Genomic DNA, 19,641 nt, shown 5'->3' with positions numbered 1-19,641 from the left:
CGAAGGTTGGCTAGTTTCCTGCGCTTATTTTCTTCGTAAACTGCTAAATTGAGTTCTATTCGTTCTAACCAAAACTGTAAAGTTAAACAAGTTAGATAGTAATATGGAGAAAAACTGCGTATTTTAGAGATAAGTGTTTGTTTATTGAGGGAGGTTAGTTCAACAAGGGATTTACCCATATTTGTATAATGTTATTTGTTACAAACAATTTTAGGGGGGTAACTTGAACAAAAACACAATAGGATGGTTGTTTTTAGAGCTTGCAGGTTGCTTCGGCTTATTATTTATTGCGATGGTAAGGCAAGGTTACGGCTTATTAAATAGTCAATTACACGGGAATTTGTAGTTGAATTTTATGGGGATAAAAATCGCTGACGGGATTACAACAACCACAAGATGGAACCAGTATGGAATATATTTTTATCTATGGAGTTTAGTACCATTAACATTTACTATTTTCTGTTATAGCAAATTTTCAAAACTCGTACCAACTATTTCAAACTAATATAATTTGAATAGCTGTCTTTTAGGACGGCTTTTTATCTATTGTTTAGATTGTGAAAGAATGTTCTTAAACTAACGGGTGCGTTAGCTGAAGATCGGAGCTGTCTTTAAGGCAGCTTCTTCTTTATGCAACTAACGGGGCAGGTTAGCATTTCTGTAGAGCGTTAAATATTAACTTTGATAAAAAAAGAGCCCCTCAGTATGATGAGAGTACACACAAACACAACACTCATCTTAAGGAGGAAGCTCTACTATGAAGTATAAAATGCAACAAAAACAAAATCAACTCATTGAACGAATTTCTGATCGACATCTCGTTGTTGGCGTGGATATTGCCCAACAATTTCACGTTGCTCGAGCTGTAAATTATCGAGGAATCGTGGTAGGTGATCCTCTTACTTTTGAAAATAACGAAGAAGGCTTTAACAGATTTCTAGAATGGATTAATAAACTAAAAGGTAAAAACAGCTTAGACACAACTATTGTCGGTATGGAACCTACAGGTCATTACTGGATTAATCTATCGAAATGGTTATCTAACGAAAAGATTGATGTCGTAACAGTCAATCCTCACCTTGTAAAAAGAAATAAAGAAAATCGAGATAACACTCAGTCCAAAAGTGATAAAAAAGACGCTCTCGTGATTGCGGATATGGTCAAGAATGGATACTATTCTTTTGTTCATGTGGCTTCAGAGTCTTTCGAAAAACTTCGAGTTCTTATGTCCAACCGTGATGTAATCGTAAGACGTCTCGTTAGTTCTATTAATCAATTAAATCGATGGGTAGATGTTGTCTTTCCTGAGCTACGACAAGTGTTTAAAGATGTGAAAGGAAAAGGGGCAATCGCAACTCTACGTTTGTTTCCGACACCAATCGAGTTACGATCGATGCAACCTCAAGATATTGTAGCCAAATGGAAATCGGTAATGAAGCGTCAGCCTGGGTTGAAAAAAGCTTATCAACTTATAAATTAGCTAAACGCTCTATCGGATCCCACCAAGCACATGCTTATTCCGAAACGAAAAAGAGACGTTTCTGCCATTGAAGATAAGGTATTAGCTATGTATGCACGCGGGATGTCCCAACGTGATATTTCCTCCACGATTAAAGAGATCTATGGATTTTCTATTTCCCATGACACGATGATTTCGGATATGACTGATCAAATTCTACTCGACCTAGAAGAATGGCAATCCAGGTCCGTGTTACGCCTTCTTATTTGTGGATTGTATGTTCACTACGATTCGTAATCAATATGAGACGAAGAAATATGCCGTGTACACCATTTTAGGATATACAATGGATGGGAAGAAAGAAATCCTTGGGTTATGGTTAAATGAAACAGAGAGTACCCATATGTGGATGCAAATATTTGATGAAATCAAAGCCCGTGGGGTAGAAGACATCTTTTTCTTATCCTCTGATGGAGTATCTGGTCTAGCAGAAGAAGCACGCACGACCTTTCCCCATGTGATTGTACAACGGTGTATTGTACACTTAATTAGAAATTCAATTAAATATGTCCTAACGAAAGAATATAAAGCATTTACTGCTTCGTTAAAAAAGTGTATGGAGCTCCAAGTCAAAAGGCTAGCCAAAGTGCATTCGATTCATTTTGCCAACAGTGGTCAGCCTATCCTGGGGCAGTAGACGTATGGATTCGAAATAGGAATCATGTAGAACAGCTTTTTGATTATGGGAGTGCGATAAGAAAAATTATGTATACGACTAATGCAGTGGAAAGCATTCATGCCAGCTTTCGAAAAGTAACCAAAAAAGGAGTATTCCCCCATGAGAATGCCCTATTCAAGTTACTCTATTTACGTATTCAAGAACTAGAAACGAAATGGGAAGGTGGACATATTCAAAATTGGTCAATGGTCATGAATCAATTCTTACTCCACGAAAAGCTGAAAGAACGTGCCCTTACCTACCTAGAATAATTTACACACTTAATTTTAGAAACCCTCTTTTATAGTTTTCCTAAACTTTTATTAATTTTAATTTGTTTTTTCATTTCTTCTTGCTGTTCTTTAGTTAAAATTTTTTGCCCCGTAAAGTGTTTTAAAAGATCTTTACTGCTTACTTTAGGATTTATATTGTAAACGCTCGCTTCATTCAAATCTTTATCTAGAACAGAACCAGTTTTTAACCCTTTTACTATTCCTTTTGCAATATCTTTCGTAACATTTACTTTTTTATTTTCATTTTCTTTACTGTTCATAATCTCTTCTTCTTTATAATTACTACTACATATCAAGTATTTTTTAACCAATTAACCTACCATGCTAAAACTTATTCTCAATTTTAAACATTCCTTTAGTTTTTGTATTTATCTAAGAAAATGCTGTAGAATGCTTATATTAACTCAGACAAAATACGGTCACAAAGAGACATTGTATGAACGTTGTCACGTCCATTGGACGTTGGTTTTCTTTTATTTTTGCAACAGTCTATAAAATGAGTCATTTCTCCAACAAAGCCACGTAAATAAAGATCTCTGTAAGTTCCAGACATAGGGGATGCAGATGGAGTAAATACAGTGTCAGCCTCTTCAAGAGATTTCCATGGCAAATCACTAAATGTTTGTGATTTATGGATAGTAAGTGAATTCACTTCATCTGCAAAAGCAAATCCATTATCAAATGTAACAAGAATGTTTTCACTTTCACGAGACCAAGCTGTCATTCCTGTAAAGTAAAGGCTACCAACAACACCATTTTCAAACTTTAGTGAGATGCTGTGAGAAATAAACCCATTATCACTATTCTTAAAACCTGATACGTATAAAACTTCTCCAAATAGGTAGCGTACTAAATCAACGATATGTATCGCAGCAAACTTGATAAACTGCTCATCATCTTTACAAAATGGCGTGCTGTCTGCTGCAAATCTTGCTTGAAACGAACGGGCATTTCCAAGACTACCATTTTCAATAATTTCTTTTAACTTAGTATAACAAGGAGCATAACGTTTCATAAATCCAACCATTACCGTCACTCCAGCTCCATCAGCAGCATCTGCAATTTCACCAGCTTCATCAGCACTCATTCCAAGAGGCTTATCCACAAATACATTCTTTCCAGCCTTGATACAATCCATCACGAGAGAGGGCTGATCTTCAGGCTGAGCGACTACAACAACACCATCGCACTCTTCATACTGTAACATTTTTTTATAGTCGTCATAGGGCGTCCCTTCGCTTCCAAAACGCTGAAGGGCAGCTTTAGAACGCTCAATATTCCTTGTAGCAACAGCCTGTATTGCTGCACCTGCTTCAATAGCAGAAGGATAAATATTAGTAGATGCATGAAATCCAGCACCTATAAAACAGAGATTAGCTTTTTTCATTTTCATCGCTCCTTTTCTCTAAAGACATTTACGATTAGAACTGCAATTGTATCATAATGTTAGCCCTTTAATAAGTAGGCAGATTATATTGCAAAGGTTATATGAGTACCATCACAGTCTTGTTCATCCAGTGCACTAACTGCTACTAATCGAATCGTCTGGATAGACTTTGGCAGAAGATTAATCACGTACGCACATGAGGAGATGGAGTACAATTTACGGTAAGGTAGAAAGGCTCCCTTCTACTCGACTAATTTAATAAAAAGGAAAGCACATATTACCTGAACTAATATGTGCTCTCCTTATTTCATAATGAAAGATATAGATATTATTTTTAGCTCTTGGTTAGCCAGCTGACTTATATAGTGATTCAATCAGCTTCTATATTCCCGAAGATTTATTATTGCACCAGAACCGTATAATTGATAAAAGAAATTATAAAAACATGACATGTGTCCTTTTTTATCTTTTGAAAGGGCTTTAAAATTCTCAATAGAAGGTGATTCGATGAGCAAAGGTATATTAGAACAATTCATTGACAAACATGATTGGTTTCGAGATATGTTTAGAAACATGCCAGAGGATATTCGCTTGCACTGGAAAGTCAGAAATTACAATATTGGAGACCAGGTGTGCGGGCAGGACACGGAGGTGACGCATTTTTATATTTTGGTTACAGGCGAATTAGCCGTGGAACGACAATTGTCCGATGGCAAAGCGTATACTTTGTCGACAATGCAGCCAGGGTTTGTGGTTGGTGACATTGAGATTTCTCTGAACACGCCTTTCATCAATCGGGTATACGCCTTTCAACAATCTACCTTACTACTTATTGAAACTAAAATTTATAAAAATTGGGTTATGAACGATCCGTACTTTTTGAGAAGAATCAATTACCAGTTAGCAAAGAAGCTATATGTAGTTGGTCAAAAAATGATTTCAAGTAACTTTCACACAGTTCGTAAAAAAATCCTTGTCTATTTCTACGAATTTATCCAGTCTTTCTGTTCCACAGTACAAGACTCCTACGTCCTAGTTGCTTCTCGTGAAGATATTGCCAAACATTTAGGTGTGTCGGTCAGAAGTATAAACAGGGTCATTAAAGATTTGAAAGACGAAAAAATTGTTAGCGTAAGACATAAACGTCTCATTTTTAATGAGTATAGTGTGAAACAGATAGCACAAGAATTAGCTGAATAGGTTTCAACATTAAACTGCAGTCATATGCTTTAACCTATATGATACTTGTGATTTAGGAAGTTTAAAATAGAGACGGTGATGATGAGTAACCGGTCACAGAGCATCAGTTGTAACCCAAACTAAGCTTAGATGGTTGCTCAAAAATAAATTAGATATCTAAAGGAGAGAGAATTTACATGAATAAAGAAATTACGACTACTGAAATGATTTCCGCAGGTGAAAAATCGATTCATTGGACTGAAATGCACATGAACTTGCTACAAGACATAAAAGAAAGCTTTCTTAAGACAAAACCTTTACAAGGTTTAACAATTGGCATGTGCCTACATGTGGAACCAAAAACAGCTGTTTTGTGTAAAACTCTGAAAGCCGGAGGTGCCAATGTCGTAATAACTGGCAGTCCGGGAACCACAAAGGACGATGTGGCGGCAGTATTGATGGACGAAGGTATCAAGGTTTACGGTCAAAGAAACGATGGCCGCGAGGAACATTTACAAAATATTCATAGCGTATTGAAACACCAGCCGCAGATTTTAATGGACAATGGTGCTGACTTAACAAGAGAGTATATTAAGAATTATAATGCAGAAGGATTGATCGGCTGCACAGAGGAAACTACGACGGGAGCAAATCTGTTGAGAGAAGATTTGAAGGGGGAATTTCCGGTTCCCATCATTGTTATTAACGATAGTCCATTAAAGCAAGTTATTGAGAACGAACATGGCGTTGGTCAAACGATAGTCCAAGGCTTTATGCGGACGACTAATTTAATCGTTCCAACAAAGCGATTCGTGGTTGTAGGATATGGAACTTGCGGTCGGGGTATCGCTAGATATTTACGAAACCTTGGAGCCCAAGTTATAGTGGTCGATCAGAATCCTATTGCTGGTTTAGAGGCCGCACTGGATGGCTTCAGAGTTGCCCGTTTGGAGGATACATTGGAATATGGACAAGTGTTTATCACCGTTACGGGACGTCCTAACATTATTCTAAAAGAACATATCAAGAAGATGAACGACGGTGTCATTCTTGCTAATGCAGGTCATTTCTCATGGGAGATTGATTTGGAATATTTAGAGAGTAAAGCTGATTCCATTGAGAGATTAAGCCCTGATATCGAACAGTTTACGATGAAGGACGGTCGTCGACTTATGTTGCTCACGAAGGGTGAGATGTTGAATCTTGCTCAGGCTGGAGGCGGTGGAAATCCGGTGGAAACGATGGATTTGGGCTTTGCTTTACAGGCGTCTTCTGTATTGTATTTGGTGAAGCAACACGCCCAAATGGTAACGGGACCGCAGCCAGTTCCTCACGAGGTGAACATCGAAGTGGCTAGCAACATGCTAAAGCAGTTAAATCTTCCAGAGTGAAAAAAGGCATATATTCACTTTACGATATCAACTTAAATCAATTGTATGAAAAAGACGTGTAATCTATTATGTTTAATATAATTTGAGTACTTATTGAAAGCATATCCGTAAAGGGTGAGTAGAGTAAGATCTCCTTTTGTTTCGCATCCTACTATTTCTTCGCCGAGAAAGTAACGAAGAAATGAACGTTCATCAATAATTGATGCGTTATAGTTGAATAAATCATTCAAAAATAGGCAGAAACATTGACTATCATTACTTTTGCTTAAATAGTCAATGTTTCCGTCCTGTTAAAATTTATAAACGGACAAGTGGGGATGAGAAGTGAAAGTAATATTTTGGTTACAGGACTATTGTTAGTGTTCGGATTACGTTTATAGTTTGTAAAGATAAAAAAGAAATTAAAATCAGACCCATTGCGAGTATGTTGATCCTTCAGTTAGTCTTGGGATTTTTATTAATGAATACACAGATAGGAATTACGATTGTAAGCTATATCGCTAAAGCGTTTACAAATTTAATGGGCATGACGCTCGTCTTTTTTTATAAAAATCTCCTAATAGTACCATGTTTTGATACCATTCTATCATATACTTAAGGTATCAAAAATAAAGGTGTGAAAGAATTATGAAACAGTACTCTAATGCTGAAGAATTAATTGAATCAATCGATAGAGCCTATAAGAAATTTATTGAAGAATTTAAGGGGATTCCTGAAGAGTTGAGAGGTAAACATATCTCTGAAGTGGATAAATCTCCTTCTGAAATACTTTCTTATCAACTGGGGTGGATTAACTTGTTGTTGTCATGGGAAAAAGACGAACAATGTGGACTTGATGTACAAACGCCCACTCCAGACTACAAATGGAATAACTTAGGTGGACTATATCAATCTTTTTATGAGCAATACGGTATTTTAACCTTAAAACAGCAGGAGGAAGAATTGACAAAGTTAGTCCAAATGTTAGTCGATTGGATAAATGAACTTTCTGAAGCAGAATTATTCCAACCAGAACAAAGAAAATGGGCCACAACAAAAGCAATGTGGCCTGTTTGGAAATGGGTGCATATCAATACAGTTGCTCCATTTACGAATTTTAGAACTAAAATACGCAAATGGAAAAAAATAGTTTTATAAGTGATTTAAGAAAAGTAAGTATCCAGACAGTTAGACAAAAGACAATAAAGCCTATTTCTTATAAATTAAAAGAAATAGACTTTATTTATTTGAATTTTCTTAGTGTGCAAAATTCACGCTTTGTTGAAAGAACCTTGGACCCCTATTAGTGTTAGTTTAAGAATTAAAGTTGGTTTCAATCAATCTTTATTTTGAATCTACAAGTATGGGTAGAGTCACAAAGTAGGAAATAAAACTACCATATATGTTAGCCGATACCGAATACTGGTTAAATGTCAGCACATAGTTGACAAATCTGAGAAGAAAACTGACTTCCACGAGACATGGCAGATGCGACAAATGTCAGCGTACTCTCGAGTAAGTCGGATGCATTCTGCTACTATTTTGACATCCTCTTGTTTTAAACATGCATCATAACAATGATTACACTCTGTTAAACAAGCAAGACATTCTTCAATACACTTTTTAAAATTGTTCATGCATTTTCATATTCCTCCTAAGTTATGGTACAATCATATCGTACCCCAGTTACGTATACTTAAACATTTAATTTATAAAATATTTTTAAGAAATGAAGGTGACGCTTGTATGAACAACGCTGAAGAAATAAAGGTAACACAGAGATCAACAAAAGAAAAAGATCAGTTAATTACCCGATTAAAACGGATAGAGGGTCAAGTACGTGGTATTCAAAGTATGATTGAAAATGAGCGATATTGTGTGGATATTCTTACCCAAATCTCTGCTATCAATGCAGCCATGAATAAAGTAGGCCTTCATTTATTGGAAAAGCATACACAGCATTGTGTATCTGATGCGATAAAGGATGGGGATGGAGAAGAAGCGATTCAAGAATTAATGGAAGTTTTTAAACGGTTTTCTAAGTCCACATAGCATAAAGCCAGACATTGTATGCTGGCTTTATATTTTAGGTGTTGACATACCCAACATAGGTATAGTATAGTGAATTTATGTTAACGAGCCGATATGTTAGGCAGTTAATTCTACTTCGAAAGGGGGTATAAGATTGGGAGACAATAATAATTTCTGATGAAACATGTTGTAGCAAACAAGAAAAAGAAAGTGGAAACTATCCAAGTGACTTACAAGACAAACTCATTAAGGGATGAACAGAATTGAGGGTCAAATTAAAGGAAAAAAATATGATGACGAGAAAAACTTATTGTGATGATATTTTACACCAAATCTCAGCAGCTCAAGCAGCATTAGAGTCATATTAACACTTGCGTGATTGAACGGTTGAGACAAGATGATCCTGACATTGTAAAAGAGTTTTTAACCACCGTTTCTAAAATAACAAAATAAATTTAAAAGTTTTCATTTAATACCATACCAGGGTATAGTAATATAATAAATATAGAAAGACTAAGAAAATCAATTAAGGAGGAATTATTTATGCAACAAGTAACACTTAATGTACAAGGAATGTCTTGTGGACATTGCATTAATTCAATTGAAGGAAATGTGGGTAAATTAAATGGCGTTGAATCCGTCAAGGTACATCTTGATGAAGGGAAAGTCGATGTTACATTTGATTCAAATACAGTAAGCTTGAAAGAAATTACAGATGTTATTGAAGATCAGGGGTATGATGTAGAGCAACCTACAAAAGGTCAAAGTTGCCATTAAAGAAAACTGTAAAAAGATCGTGCTGATTTTCAGCACGATCTATTTCGGAAAAACACATACCCCACTATAGTATAGAAGTTAGGAGTGAGGAAACATGAGTCAAAAGGAAGTAACCCTTCAAATAACAGGAATGACCTGTGCTGCCTGTGCAACAAAGATTGAAAAAGGGCTGAAAAAGATTGAAGGGGTAGAAGATGCAAACGTTAATTTGGCACTTGAGAAAACAAAAATTAAATATGACCCAGATAAAACAGACGTAACGAAATTTAAGGAGAAAGTCCAATCCTTGGGGTATGGCGTTGTAAGCGATAAGGTCGAGTTTGATATCACAGGGATGACTTGTGCTGCTTGTGCAACAAAAATTGAAAAACGTTTAAATAAGCTAGATGGAGTTGAAAAAGCAGGTGTTAACTTTGCAATAGAAACTGTTCTTGTGGAATATAATCCTGATCAAGTCTCTATCCCTGATATGAAAGAGGCAATTAAAAAGCTAGGCTATACACTTGAACAAAAGAAAGAAAATGCAGGGGAAAAGGTTGACCATCGACAAAAAGAAATCGAAAAGCAACAAGGAAAGTTTCTTTTCTCTGCCATTTTATCATTCCCGTTATTGTGGGCAATGGTTAGTCACTTTGAATTTACGTCTTTCATTTGGTTACCTGACATGTTTATGAATCCTTGGGTACAATTCGCCCTCGCTACACCTGTTCAATTTATAGTAGGTAGACAATTCTATGTTGGAGCTTATAAGGCGTTAAGAAATAAGAGTGCAAACATGGATGTACTCGTTGCATTAGGTACATCAGCTGCTTATTTCTATAGTCTATATCTAAGTATTATGTCGATTGGTTCAAACGCTCATATGGTCGAGCTCTATTATGAAACTAGTGCTGTTCTTATTACCTTAATTATATTAGGTAAACTGTTCGAAGCGAAGGCAAAAGGCCGATCGTCTGAGGCAATTAAGAAATTAATGGGATTACAGGCGAAAAATGCGACGGTAGCTCGTGATGGCCAAGAGATGATCATTCCGATCGAAGAAGTCTTGGAAGGCGATATTGTTTTTGTGAAACCAGGTGAAAAAGTACCAGTAGATGGTGAAATTGTTGAAGGCAGGTCAGCGCTTGATGAATCTATGTTGACAGGGGAAAGTATTCCAGTCGATAAAACCATTGGAGACCATGTGATTGGATCAACCATTAATAAAAATGGTTTCCTAAAAATTAAAGCAACAAAAGTTGGAAAAGATACAGCTTTAGCTCAAATTATTAAGGTAGTTGAAGAAGCACAAGGTTCTAAAGCGCCGATCCAGCGTTTAGCTGACGTGATTTCAGGTATTTTCGTACCGATTGTAGTGAGTATAGCAATCGTAACCTTCCTTGTGTGGTATTTTGCCGTAAGTCCTGGAGAGTTTGCGGAGGCCCTTGAAAAATTCATTGCCGTATTAGTCATTGCTTGCCCTTGTGCACTTGGTCTTGCTACACCAACTTCCATTATGGCTGGCTCAGGTCGTGCAGCTGAATTTGGGATTTTATTTAAAGGCGGAGAGCACCTTGAAACGACTCACCGTTTAGATACGATTATTCTTGATAAAACAGGCACGGTTACAAATGGTAAACCATCTTTAACAGATGTTATTTTAGCAGAAGGTATGGATGAAACGGAATTTCTTGTGCTTGTTGGTACGTCAGAGAGAAACTCAGAACACCCACTTGCCGAAGCGATCGTTGAAGGGATTAAGGAAAAAGGAATTGAGCTAGGGTCATCGGATACATTTGAAGCCATTCCTGGTTTCGGAATCCAATCGACGGTGAATGGTAAACAATTATTCATCGGTACACGCAGACTCATGGCGAAACATAACATCGATGTGCAAAATGAATTAGCAAAAATGGAGAACTTGGAGAAGCAAGGGAAAACAGCCATGTTAGTGGCCATTGACGGCCGCTATGCGGGTATTGTTGCCGTAGCCGATACGATCAAGGAAACATCAAAAGAAGCCATTGCCCGTTTGCACAACATGGGCTTAGACGTAGTGATGATCACAGGGGATAACACCCAAACGGCTCAAGCGATTGCGGATCAAGTTGGCATTAAGCAGGTCATTGCAGAGGTTTTACCAGAAGGTAAGGCGGAAGAAGTGAAAAAGCTTCAGCAAGCTGGCAAAAAAGTGGCCATGGTAGGGGATGGAATTAATGATGCCCCAGCACTGGCAACAGCTGATATTGGGATGGCGATTGGTACAGGTACCGATGTGGCAATGGAAGCTGCAGATATTACTCTCATTCGAGGTGATTTAACAAGTATTGCAGACGCGATTTTCATGAGTAAGAAGACGATCACGAATATTAAGCAAAATCTTTTCTGGGCTCTTGCGTATAACAGTTTGGGTGTCCCAATAGCTGCAGTAGGTTTCTTAGCTCCATGGTTAGCCGGTGCAGCGATGGCGTTTAGTTCTGTATCGGTTGTTCTCAACGCCCTAAGACTACAGAGGATTAAGTTAAAGGCTTAAATGCAGAAAGGAGGAGGCACATATGAAACGAAGTATGATGATTTGGGCCATTTCGGCTATCGTGTACCTTGGGGTAGTCATCGCGGGTTACAGTGTGTATGCAAATATGAATCCAAAAACAGATGAGCAAACAAATAATGCAGCTAACGATCAGGAAGGAAAAAACATGAATAATCAAAATGGTCATTCTATGAACATGAAGGGGATGGATCACTCCTCTATGGATATGAGCCACGAATCCATTACAGAATTAAAAAGTAGTCTTGGGAAAAATGAATTAAATTTTCCAAAGGTACTAAAACCGGATCACGAGGATAACAATTCCATTTCATTTACCGTTCGAGCGCAGCATGGCACTTCCGAATTATTTGAAGGAATTGAAACAAAAACATATGGCTATAATGGGGACTTTTTAGGTCCAGTGATTCGAGTGGAAAAGGGAAAGAAGGTAACTATTCATCTAGTTAACGATTTAAAAGAAGATACTACTTTCCATTGGCATGGTCTTGAAGTACCTGGTAACGAAGACGGTGGTCCACATAAGGTGTTGAAACCTGGCGAATCTGAAACAATTAACTTTACCGTTAAACAGGATGCAGCTACACTCTGGTTTCATCCACACCCTATGCATGAAACTGGAAAACAAGTATTTAAAGGCTTAGCAGGGCTGCTTTATATCGATGATAAGAATAGTGAAAAATTAGATATTCCAAAAACTTATGGAGAAGATGATTTTCCAATTATTCTTCAAGATAAAACATTTACTGATGATAAACAACTTGATTATGACAAAGTAATGAATGAAGATGGGACAACAGGAGACACTCTTTTGATCAATGGGGGTGTCGATCCAAAACTAACAGTCGATCGTAAAAAAGTTCGCTTACGTATTTTAAATGGTTCCAATATGAGAAGTTACACTCTACACTTTGATAATGAAATGGAATTTCATCAAATCGCAAGTGATGGTGGTTTCTTGAATAAGCCAAACAGAACAAAAGAGATTGAAATTGCACCTGCTGAACGGGCCGAAATTCTTGTGGATTTAACAAAAGTGAAGGGAAATGTAGTTACACTTGTTAATGAAGAAAATACAACGATTTTGCCAATTCATTTGAAAGAATCTCTAGATAGTTCCCAAACAACCAATGAAGCAAAAACATTAAATAATCTTACCCTTACTGATGAAATAAAAAATAAAAAGGTAAAAAAAACAATCAAATTGGCTGGCATGGGCGAAGATGTGACAATTAATGATAAGAAGTTTGATGCAAATCGAATCGATTTTTCTCAAAAACAAAACGAAACAGAAGTATGGGAAATTGAAAATATAAAAGATTCAATGGGAGTCATGAATCATCCATTCCACATTCACGGTACACAATTCCAAGTTATATCAATTGATGGAAAGGAGCCTCCTGACAATTTATTAGGTTTAAAAGATACCATTTCCCTAAAACCTGGACAAAAAGCAAAAATTGCTGTTAAGTTCACTGAAAAAGGAGTTTACATGTTCCATTGTCATATTCTAGAACATGAAGATAATGGTATGATGGGTCAAATTAAGGTGGATTAATAGTCTTATTGTGGATTTAAAATAAAGTTAAATAATTGATATAGGGGTAATACCAGGGTAGCACCAACAAAGCTTTTGGTTTTTATCGTTTTGAAATTATAGCTGCATTTTTAATGGGATAACAATATTTTTCAATTACAGGATTTATCGTTTAAGAAGCTTATATCACACAACTATCAACATAGTCATCACCAGCACCATGGTACAAGCACGGTTAGCGAGGTTACACCATAGGTATCCTATGATAAAGGAGAACTCACCATTGAGTTAAAAGATAAAAATAATCATGTTCCAGAACTGGAAGTTTCCCATGAAAAATACATGCATTTTATTGTCGTCAGTTCAGAATAAAAGAGTACCATCATTTACATCCAGAGAAAAAGGGCGATGGAATCTACCAACAGAAGGTAAGTTTAGTTGGTAATTCTTATATATCGTTCGTTGACATCAAACCAAAAGGTCTTCAATATTCAGTAATACCTATTGAATTCCATGTTGGTGAAACGAATCATGAATACAATGATAACAATCTCGTTGCCGAACGGATTTTACAAAGACCATCAATGGTCAAACGGTTGAATTAACTACTGAATCCTTGGAGGTCAACAAAGAGATAACTCTTAATTTTGATGTGAAGGATGCAAAAACTGAGCCACATTTAGGCGCCTTAGGCAATGTTGTTATTTTATATGAAGATGGGGGAAAATATATCCATGTTCACCCAGTTGCGGATGATAAAACTGTGTTTGAAACTCAATTTGATAAGCCAGATATTTATAAGCTTTGGGCTGAATTTAAGTTTGGAGAACAAGTAAATGCCTATCCATTTGTTATAGAGGTAAAATAATCAAATGATAAAACCAAGTAAGGGAAAATTGGCTGAGACCATGTATATTAGTGAAAGGTGATTATTTATGGGGAAATTCCAACTTGAGCTCTATACCAGACCTACTTGCTCCGATTGCCAGGCAGGGAAAGAGTTTCTTTACAAGAATGACATATCATATATTGACTATGATTTAACCAAACACCAGTCTAAGGAAGATGAGCTAATCAAAATAACAGGTACAAGAATTGTCCCAGCTTTTGTGTTTAAAAATAAATCCTTGTTAGGATGGATGAATAAACCAAAAGTCCTGATTGGATTTGAACAAAATATAGATGAAATAAGGAAGATATTAAATATAGATAGCTGATATTATATATAACCTGCTGCTGAATGAGTCAGCTGGTGTATATTCAACCATTTTTATACCATCCCATAGTATCGTATTATTAATCAATAGCAAATAGAAAGGAGTTCATTTAATTGTCCAAATATACAATTGTTGATAAAGAAACTTGTATTGCGTGTGGGGCTTGTGGGGCAGCGGCTCCTGATATATACGATTATGATGATGAAGGAATTGCGTTTGTTGTATTAGATGATAATCAAGGAGTGATTGAAGTTCCTGAAATCTTATATGAAGATATGATGGATGCACTTGAAGGATGTCCCACAGATTCGATTAAGGTTGCAGACAGCCCATTCGACGGTGATCCTCTTAAATACGAGTAGAGCGTTTAATTAAGATTTTCTAAACGAATGAAAAAAGATGACTAGGATGTGAAACTTGGAATGAATCAAAAAGAAAAAATGGTTAAACTAGCTGTTAACGGTGGAATATCATTCGGTGCAAAATTAAATGCCAAACAATTGGCTGTAATCTCTGAGTATATGAATGATGATGATGAACTGGAGTTTACAACTTTTCAACAACTTTACATTGAGGTGCTTGAAAGTAAAGTGGAATTAGTCAAAGAAAAATTTAAGGAAGTGGGATTGTCCTGTTACCCGGTAGGGAATTTCGTTAAGAGCCTAAGAACCTGCAATTTTTGTAAAGGTGCAGAAGAAGAGGGTATGCCGGTTGCAATTGAGCTAAATAAACGAATAGCCGGAAAACCAGTTCCTTTTACGGTTCGGCCAGCCTATACCGGATGTCCAATTGGATGTGGTGAACCTCTAGTCAATGATATCGGAGTAATGAAAGTAAGAAACGGATATGATTTATATATTGGTGGAAAAGCAAAAGGAATGGATGCCCAAACGGGTACCTTATTGATGGAGCAGCTAATTCCTGAACAACTTTATGAGGTTGTCGAAAAAATCATTGATATTTATGCTGAACACGGCAAGAAGAGAGAACCATTTTTAAAATTTATTAATCGTATTGGATTAGATAACCTTAAAAATCAAATAGCCGGATAAATAAATGATGGCAAAACATAACCGTTTCTTTCGGATAGCTTAATTTGAGAGTTATCCCCAACACCATTTAAGGATTTTGCAGAAGCTGTAACGGGAATGTTATTAATCTAGAATGTTAACTTTCTATCCTGATTTCATTTCATAAGATTTGAAACCAGGATGTTTCTTCAAGAACAATGAGGACTAAGAAGTTCAAAATGATGATGAATCATATGCAGAATGGAGCAAGCTAATAGGCAGCCTCAATGGTGTATAGTAATTTATAGAGAAGCCGGAATGTTGAATTCATTCTTTTTGAAAAGTTAATAACCTCCTTCTTATCAATAAGGTACACTCTATTGATAATATTTTGGCTCCTTTATATATTAGCTTGATAGACTCTCAATAACACCTATCAAAAATACATATTAAAAGAGGACGAAATATGATCTATGGATATGCCAGGGTAAGTACACAAGATCAAAACCTTTATATTTCTATTAAGGGATATCTTGGAAAGGTTCTTTGTGTTTAAGTAAAGCGTAAATCCAATGTAAAAGCTTATTGACACAAGCGATTATGGACACTCTATAAGGTTTTCCTTCCTCACGATTCTTGTCATAGAAGGCCCTTAATTTCTTTTTCTAGGAATAAGTTCTATTAGATCCTCTTGTTTTTCTAGCGTCTCTAATCCCACATCTGACGGCTACAAATAAGGCGTGTCGCAGACGACTGGAACCTCTTTTGGTAATCCGATTCTGAGTACCTTTAAAGGTACCCGATTCGAATACACTAGGATCGACGCCCGCAAAAGCTACTAACTTCTTAGGGTTAGTAAACCGATCTATTTCAACTATTTCGGAAACAATCGTGGCAGCGATTTTCCCTCCGATTCCAGGTATAGATTGGATAATAGTATATTCCTCAACACTTTTAGCCATGGCATCTATTTCTGACTCCAATTGAGATAGATGCTTTTTGATTCTTTTAGAATGTTAATAAGCATTGTTAAGCTAATTAGATGGCTTTGATAGGTGTTTTGTTGGAATGGATTTCTTGAAGCAGCTAAGATTAACTGTTTAGCTTTATCATTTGCCCAGGCCTGTGAACGACTTTTGTAGAATTCTTTAATTTTCTGGCTAAGAACTGCATCTCCTGCTTCCAAAACATCGTGTGATATAGGGAAAGACTCTAAGACATTTAAAGAAACATCCGAATATAAATCCCCGAATAACCCTACATACTGAGGGAAAACTTGGTCTACAATGGTTTGAAACTTTAACTTAGATGTCCATTTCTTTGAGAAAAAGAATTATGTACTAATCATTATCAACCCTCTGATATCGTATCGTGCGAAAAGCTCTACTTTACGTAAGGTAAAAACAGATATTATTGATGCTCATCACCTTTGTGATTTGTTTTATAAAGATGAACTAGAACCCATGAAACAAAGAGGTATACAGCTATTAAACTTACGTATTCTCACTAGGCAAAATGAGAATTTAACAAGTATGTATGTACAATGAAGTTTGTATGCAGTCTCAAACTCCAAGATGATTCTTGGGGTCTTTTTGTAGATTTATGATCATTCAAATCGATGGGAAAAAGAATGGATGAAGGGTAAATAATAATACGCAAACAAAAGAAGAAAAGCGGAGAGGCCAAACAAATGATAAAGAAAAGAGACAGCACACATTGAACTATACCCCGGATAACGGACACTTTTTTATGTGTGTCCGTTATCCGGGGTATAGTTCATATGGAGGGTTTCTTTTTTATTTTATGTGAATATTCTATTAGCATATAGTTTTTATTAGTTGTGGTGAATTTTCCCTTATCGGGAATATCCGTATCCTTCAGTATTATATAATTGTTGAAAATGTAAATATATAAAGGCAAATTTGGATACACTACTTAAAATAAGTTCTAAAAAGGAATGTATAGAATGGTTTGGAATATTGATCGTAAATTTAAAAAACCTATTTATAAACAAATAGCTGATTATATTGAAAATGGTATTGCTGATGGTACATTTCCGTCGGATAAAAAACTCCCCTCTGAAAGAGACTTAGCTAAAGAACTAAATGTTAATAGAAGTACTGTTGTAGCAGCTTATGACGAACTAGAATCAAATGGCCTTATACAACGAAATCGGGGGAGTGGTACTACCATAAGTAAAGATATATGGGGAATAACTAAAAAGAGGATCCCTAGTTGGAACAGGTATATTGAGGCAGGTTCCTTTTTACCTAATTTACCTGTTTCTCAAAGAATACGCAAAGAGATGGAAAAGCAAAAAATAATTAATCTAGCGAGTGGTGAGCTATCCGAAGACCTTTTCCCAATTAAAGTACTAAGAGAGATTACCAATACACAGTCTTTTATTGGAAGACTAGGATATGATCACCCTCAAGGAAGTGAAGCATTAAGAACTTCTATTACAAAGCATGTTAAGGAGTTTCGAAATATTATAACGAGCCCTTCGTCTATTCTAATTACTTCTGGTGCTCAGCAAGCTTTACACCTGATTGTTCAATGCTTACTAAGACCTGGTGATTCAGTAGTGATAGACGATCCATCATATCATTATAACCTCCCAATATTCAGGTCCACAGGGCTAAAAACATATTTTTTGAAGGTAGATAAAGATGGAATTAACCCTGATGACCTTGTGAGTTTACACAAGAAACATCGAATTAAAATTATCTTTTTAACTCCAGTTTTTCAAAATCCTACGGGTATTTTAATGCACAAAAATCGCAGAAAAAAGCTTCTTGAAATATCATCTGAACTAGGAATCCCAATTATTGAAGATGATCCATACAGTTTAACCTCCTTTTCCGGGGAAAAAGTTTCAACTCTGAAATCTATGGATCTAAATGGGAACGTATTATATATTAGCTCTTTATCCAAAATCGTAGCGTCAGGATTGCGTATAGGTTGGATTATAGGACCTAGAGCAGTAATTGAAAGGTTGGCGGATGCAAAACAACAAGTTGATTTTGGACATGCAAGTTTCACACAATGGATAGCAAATGACTTTCTAGAATCGGAGGCTTTTCTTTCACACATTAAGGATTTGGTAATAAAACTAGAAAGTCGTAGAAATCAAATTGTAAAAAGTCTTCAATATCATTTAAAGGATCAGGTTGATTTTTTTACTCCACAAGGTGGAATCCACATATGGTGCAGAATAAATAAAGAATTTAATGAAATACAATTACTTGAAGAGGCAATTAAAAGAGGGGTTATATACATTCCAGGTTCAACTATGGGTTCAGAGCAAGGCCGTGTCCGTTTCACATTTGCGAGGGAGAAGGAAGAAGTGATTAACGAAGGCATAAAAAGATTTGCAGAAGCTCTACAAGTGTTGTGATTATAAAAGATACATTCGAGTCATGAATTTATTCATGACTTTTTTTTGTGGAAAGTGGATGGGTTAAAAAGTGTTAAAATGGATGATTATAAAATTTTCAAATCGATTATTATAAAAGTGTGCTTTCGAACTCCTGATTACACTTGTAGCATATCAATGAACTAACACCTTTCATGTGAATAGATTCACAATTAATTTTTCACTAGGAGCTATTTGCCTAGTAAACAGCACAAGTTCTTAATATGTTTTGGTCAGATAATAAATTAAAACTGATGGGAGAGTGAGGAGTGAACAGGATGAATCAAAACCAAATAAAGCATCGTGCTGTATTGGGAAAAATAAAGCTTTACATTCCTGGTAAGCCAGTGGAAGACGTGCAAAGGGAATTAGGAGCGGCAGCAAAGTAAAAAAATTAGCTTCTAACGAAACTCCCCTAGTCTAGGCTTCATCGGCTATCATACAAGCTATCAAGGAATGCATGGTTAGTCTTAACCGTTATTCGGATGCTGAATGCTACTGACCTGAAAAGCACGATTGAATAGCAAAAATCACTATCTTCTAATAATGTTATTATAACCAATGGTGCAGATGAATTAATTACTTTGATATCAGAAACATACCTTGAGGCAAGTGACGAGATTATTGTTCCTTTACCATCACTTAGTGAGTATGATTTATGTGCATATTTAATGGGAGCGAGGGTACCCCTTAATGGCCAATTCCAATTCGAAATAGG

17 protein-coding genes and 4 pseudogenes are annotated in these 19,641 nt (G+C 36.2%); 17 read left to right on the top strand and 4 right to left on the bottom strand.

The genetic code is table 11. From position 1 onward, the window contains the following. Positions 1–757: 757 nt before the first annotated feature. Both J2S17_RS19710 and J2S17_RS19705 read left to right on the top strand, forming a co-directional pair. A pseudogene (locus J2S17_RS19710) lies at positions 758–1,509 on the top strand (IS110 family transposase); the annotation flags it as partial. 4 nt (positions 1,510–1,513) lie between these two features. After that, positions 1,514–2,449, top strand: a pseudogene (locus tag J2S17_RS19705) (IS256 family transposase); the annotation flags it as partial. A gap of 29 nt (positions 2,450–2,478) precedes the next feature. Here J2S17_RS19705 and J2S17_RS19700 read toward each other — a convergent pair. Both J2S17_RS19700 and J2S17_RS19695 read right to left on the bottom strand, forming a co-directional pair. Next, the gene (locus tag J2S17_RS19700) at positions 2,479–2,730 is read right to left on the bottom strand and encodes a hypothetical protein (protein ID WP_307477478.1); all 252 of its coding nucleotides are present in this window, start codon (positions 2,728–2,730) and stop codon (positions 2,479–2,481) included. 134 nt (positions 2,731–2,864) lie between these two features. Continuing rightward, entirely contained in the window at positions 2,865–3,857 is a 993-nt protein-coding gene (locus J2S17_RS19695) for a Gfo/Idh/MocA family protein (RefSeq protein ID WP_307477477.1), read from the bottom strand. Between the two features lie 507 nt (positions 3,858–4,364). Here J2S17_RS19695 and J2S17_RS19690 point away from each other — a divergent pair. The 4 genes from J2S17_RS19690 (at position 4,365) to J2S17_RS19675 (ending at position 7,564) form a co-directional block, all read left to right on the top strand. Then, positions 4,365–5,057 carry a Crp/Fnr family transcriptional regulator gene (locus J2S17_RS19690; RefSeq protein WP_307477476.1) on the top strand — a complete coding sequence of 231 codons (693 nt, stop codon included), beginning with the start codon at positions 4,365–4,367 and terminating at the stop codon, positions 5,055–5,057. 176 nt (positions 5,058–5,233) lie between these two features. Continuing rightward, positions 5,234–6,427, top strand: a complete 1,194-nt coding sequence (locus tag J2S17_RS19685) for an adenosylhomocysteinase (RefSeq protein WP_307477475.1) — start codon at positions 5,234–5,236, stop codon at positions 6,425–6,427. A 352-nt stretch (positions 6,428–6,779) separates the two neighbouring features. Beyond that, a complete protein-coding gene (locus J2S17_RS19680; RefSeq protein WP_307477482.1) occupies positions 6,780–7,025 on the top strand; it encodes a Na+ dependent nucleoside transporter N-terminal domain-containing protein in 246 nt (81 codons plus the stop codon). A gap of 29 nt (positions 7,026–7,054) precedes the next feature. Beyond that, entirely contained in the window at positions 7,055–7,564 is a 510-nt protein-coding gene (locus J2S17_RS19675) for a ClbS/DfsB family four-helix bundle protein (RefSeq protein ID WP_307477474.1), read from the top strand. Between the two features lie 275 nt (positions 7,565–7,839). Here J2S17_RS19675 and J2S17_RS29100 read toward each other — a convergent pair whose 3' ends face one another. Further along, entirely contained in the window at positions 7,840–8,043 is a 204-nt protein-coding gene (locus J2S17_RS29100) for a four-helix bundle copper-binding protein (RefSeq protein WP_503128670.1), read from the bottom strand. A gap of 109 nt (positions 8,044–8,152) precedes the next feature. Between J2S17_RS29100 and J2S17_RS19670 the strand changes: the two genes are divergently transcribed. From J2S17_RS19670 to J2S17_RS19630, 9 genes are all read left to right on the top strand, one after another. After that, positions 8,153–8,458 (top strand): metal-sensing transcriptional repressor, encoded by a 306-nt coding sequence (locus tag J2S17_RS19670; RefSeq protein ID WP_307477473.1) that lies wholly within the window; start codon positions 8,153–8,155, stop codon positions 8,456–8,458. A 269-nt stretch (positions 8,459–8,727) separates the two neighbouring features. After that, a complete protein-coding gene (locus J2S17_RS19665; RefSeq protein WP_307477481.1) occupies positions 8,728–8,805 on the top strand; it encodes a metal-sensing transcriptional repressor in 78 nt (25 codons plus the stop codon). A 175-nt stretch (positions 8,806–8,980) separates the two neighbouring features. Next, positions 8,981–9,214, top strand: coding sequence for a copper chaperone CopZ (copZ, locus tag J2S17_RS19660; protein ID WP_307477472.1), 234 nt, complete (start codon positions 8,981–8,983; stop codon positions 9,212–9,214). 94 nt (positions 9,215–9,308) lie between these two features. Next, complete coding sequence (locus tag J2S17_RS19655; protein WP_307477471.1) at positions 9,309–11,726, top strand: heavy metal translocating P-type ATPase; 2,418 nt, start codon at positions 9,309–9,311, stop codon at positions 11,724–11,726. A 22-nt stretch (positions 11,727–11,748) separates the two neighbouring features. Continuing rightward, positions 11,749–13,302, top strand: a complete 1,554-nt coding sequence (locus J2S17_RS19650; protein ID WP_307477470.1) for a multicopper oxidase family protein — start codon at positions 11,749–11,751, stop codon at positions 13,300–13,302. 595 nt (positions 13,303–13,897) lie between these two features. Continuing rightward, on the top strand, positions 13,898–14,149 hold the full coding sequence (locus J2S17_RS19645) for a DUF8832 domain-containing protein (RefSeq protein ID WP_503128669.1): 252 nt from the start codon (positions 13,898–13,900) through the stop codon (positions 14,147–14,149). Between the two features lie 67 nt (positions 14,150–14,216). Further along, positions 14,217–14,498 (top strand): glutaredoxin family protein, encoded by a 282-nt coding sequence (locus J2S17_RS19640; protein ID WP_307477468.1) that lies wholly within the window; start codon positions 14,217–14,219, stop codon positions 14,496–14,498. A 113-nt stretch (positions 14,499–14,611) separates the two neighbouring features. Continuing rightward, positions 14,612–14,860, top strand: a complete 249-nt coding sequence (locus J2S17_RS19635; RefSeq protein ID WP_307477467.1) for a ferredoxin — start codon at positions 14,612–14,614, stop codon at positions 14,858–14,860. A 60-nt stretch (positions 14,861–14,920) separates the two neighbouring features. Continuing rightward, a complete protein-coding gene (locus J2S17_RS19630) occupies positions 14,921–15,550 on the top strand; it encodes a nitrite reductase (protein ID WP_307477466.1) in 630 nt (209 codons plus the stop codon). A gap of 479 nt (positions 15,551–16,029) precedes the next feature. Here the strand turns inward: J2S17_RS19630 and J2S17_RS19625 are convergent. Next, positions 16,030–16,817 (bottom strand): annotated as a pseudogene (locus J2S17_RS19625) (IS110 family RNA-guided transposase); the annotation flags it as partial. A 1-nt stretch (position 16,818) separates the two neighbouring features. Here J2S17_RS19625 and J2S17_RS19620 point away from each other — a divergent pair. Both J2S17_RS19620 and pdxR read left to right on the top strand, forming a co-directional pair. Then, positions 16,819–17,052: pseudogene (locus J2S17_RS19620) on the top strand (IS110 family transposase); the annotation flags it as partial. A 422-nt stretch (positions 17,053–17,474) separates the two neighbouring features. After that, positions 17,475–18,905 (top strand): MocR-like pyridoxine biosynthesis transcription factor PdxR, encoded by a 1,431-nt coding sequence (gene pdxR / locus J2S17_RS19615; protein WP_307477465.1) that lies wholly within the window; start codon positions 17,475–17,477, stop codon positions 18,903–18,905. Positions 18,906–19,641: the final 736 nt, after the last annotated feature.

It is taken from the genome of Cytobacillus purgationiresistens (assembly GCF_030813235.1).
GTDB classification, from domain to species: Bacteria; Bacillota; Bacilli; order Bacillales; family Cytobacillaceae; genus Cytobacillus; species Cytobacillus purgationiresistens.
This window is presented reverse-complemented; position numbering and strand designations above follow the sequence as displayed.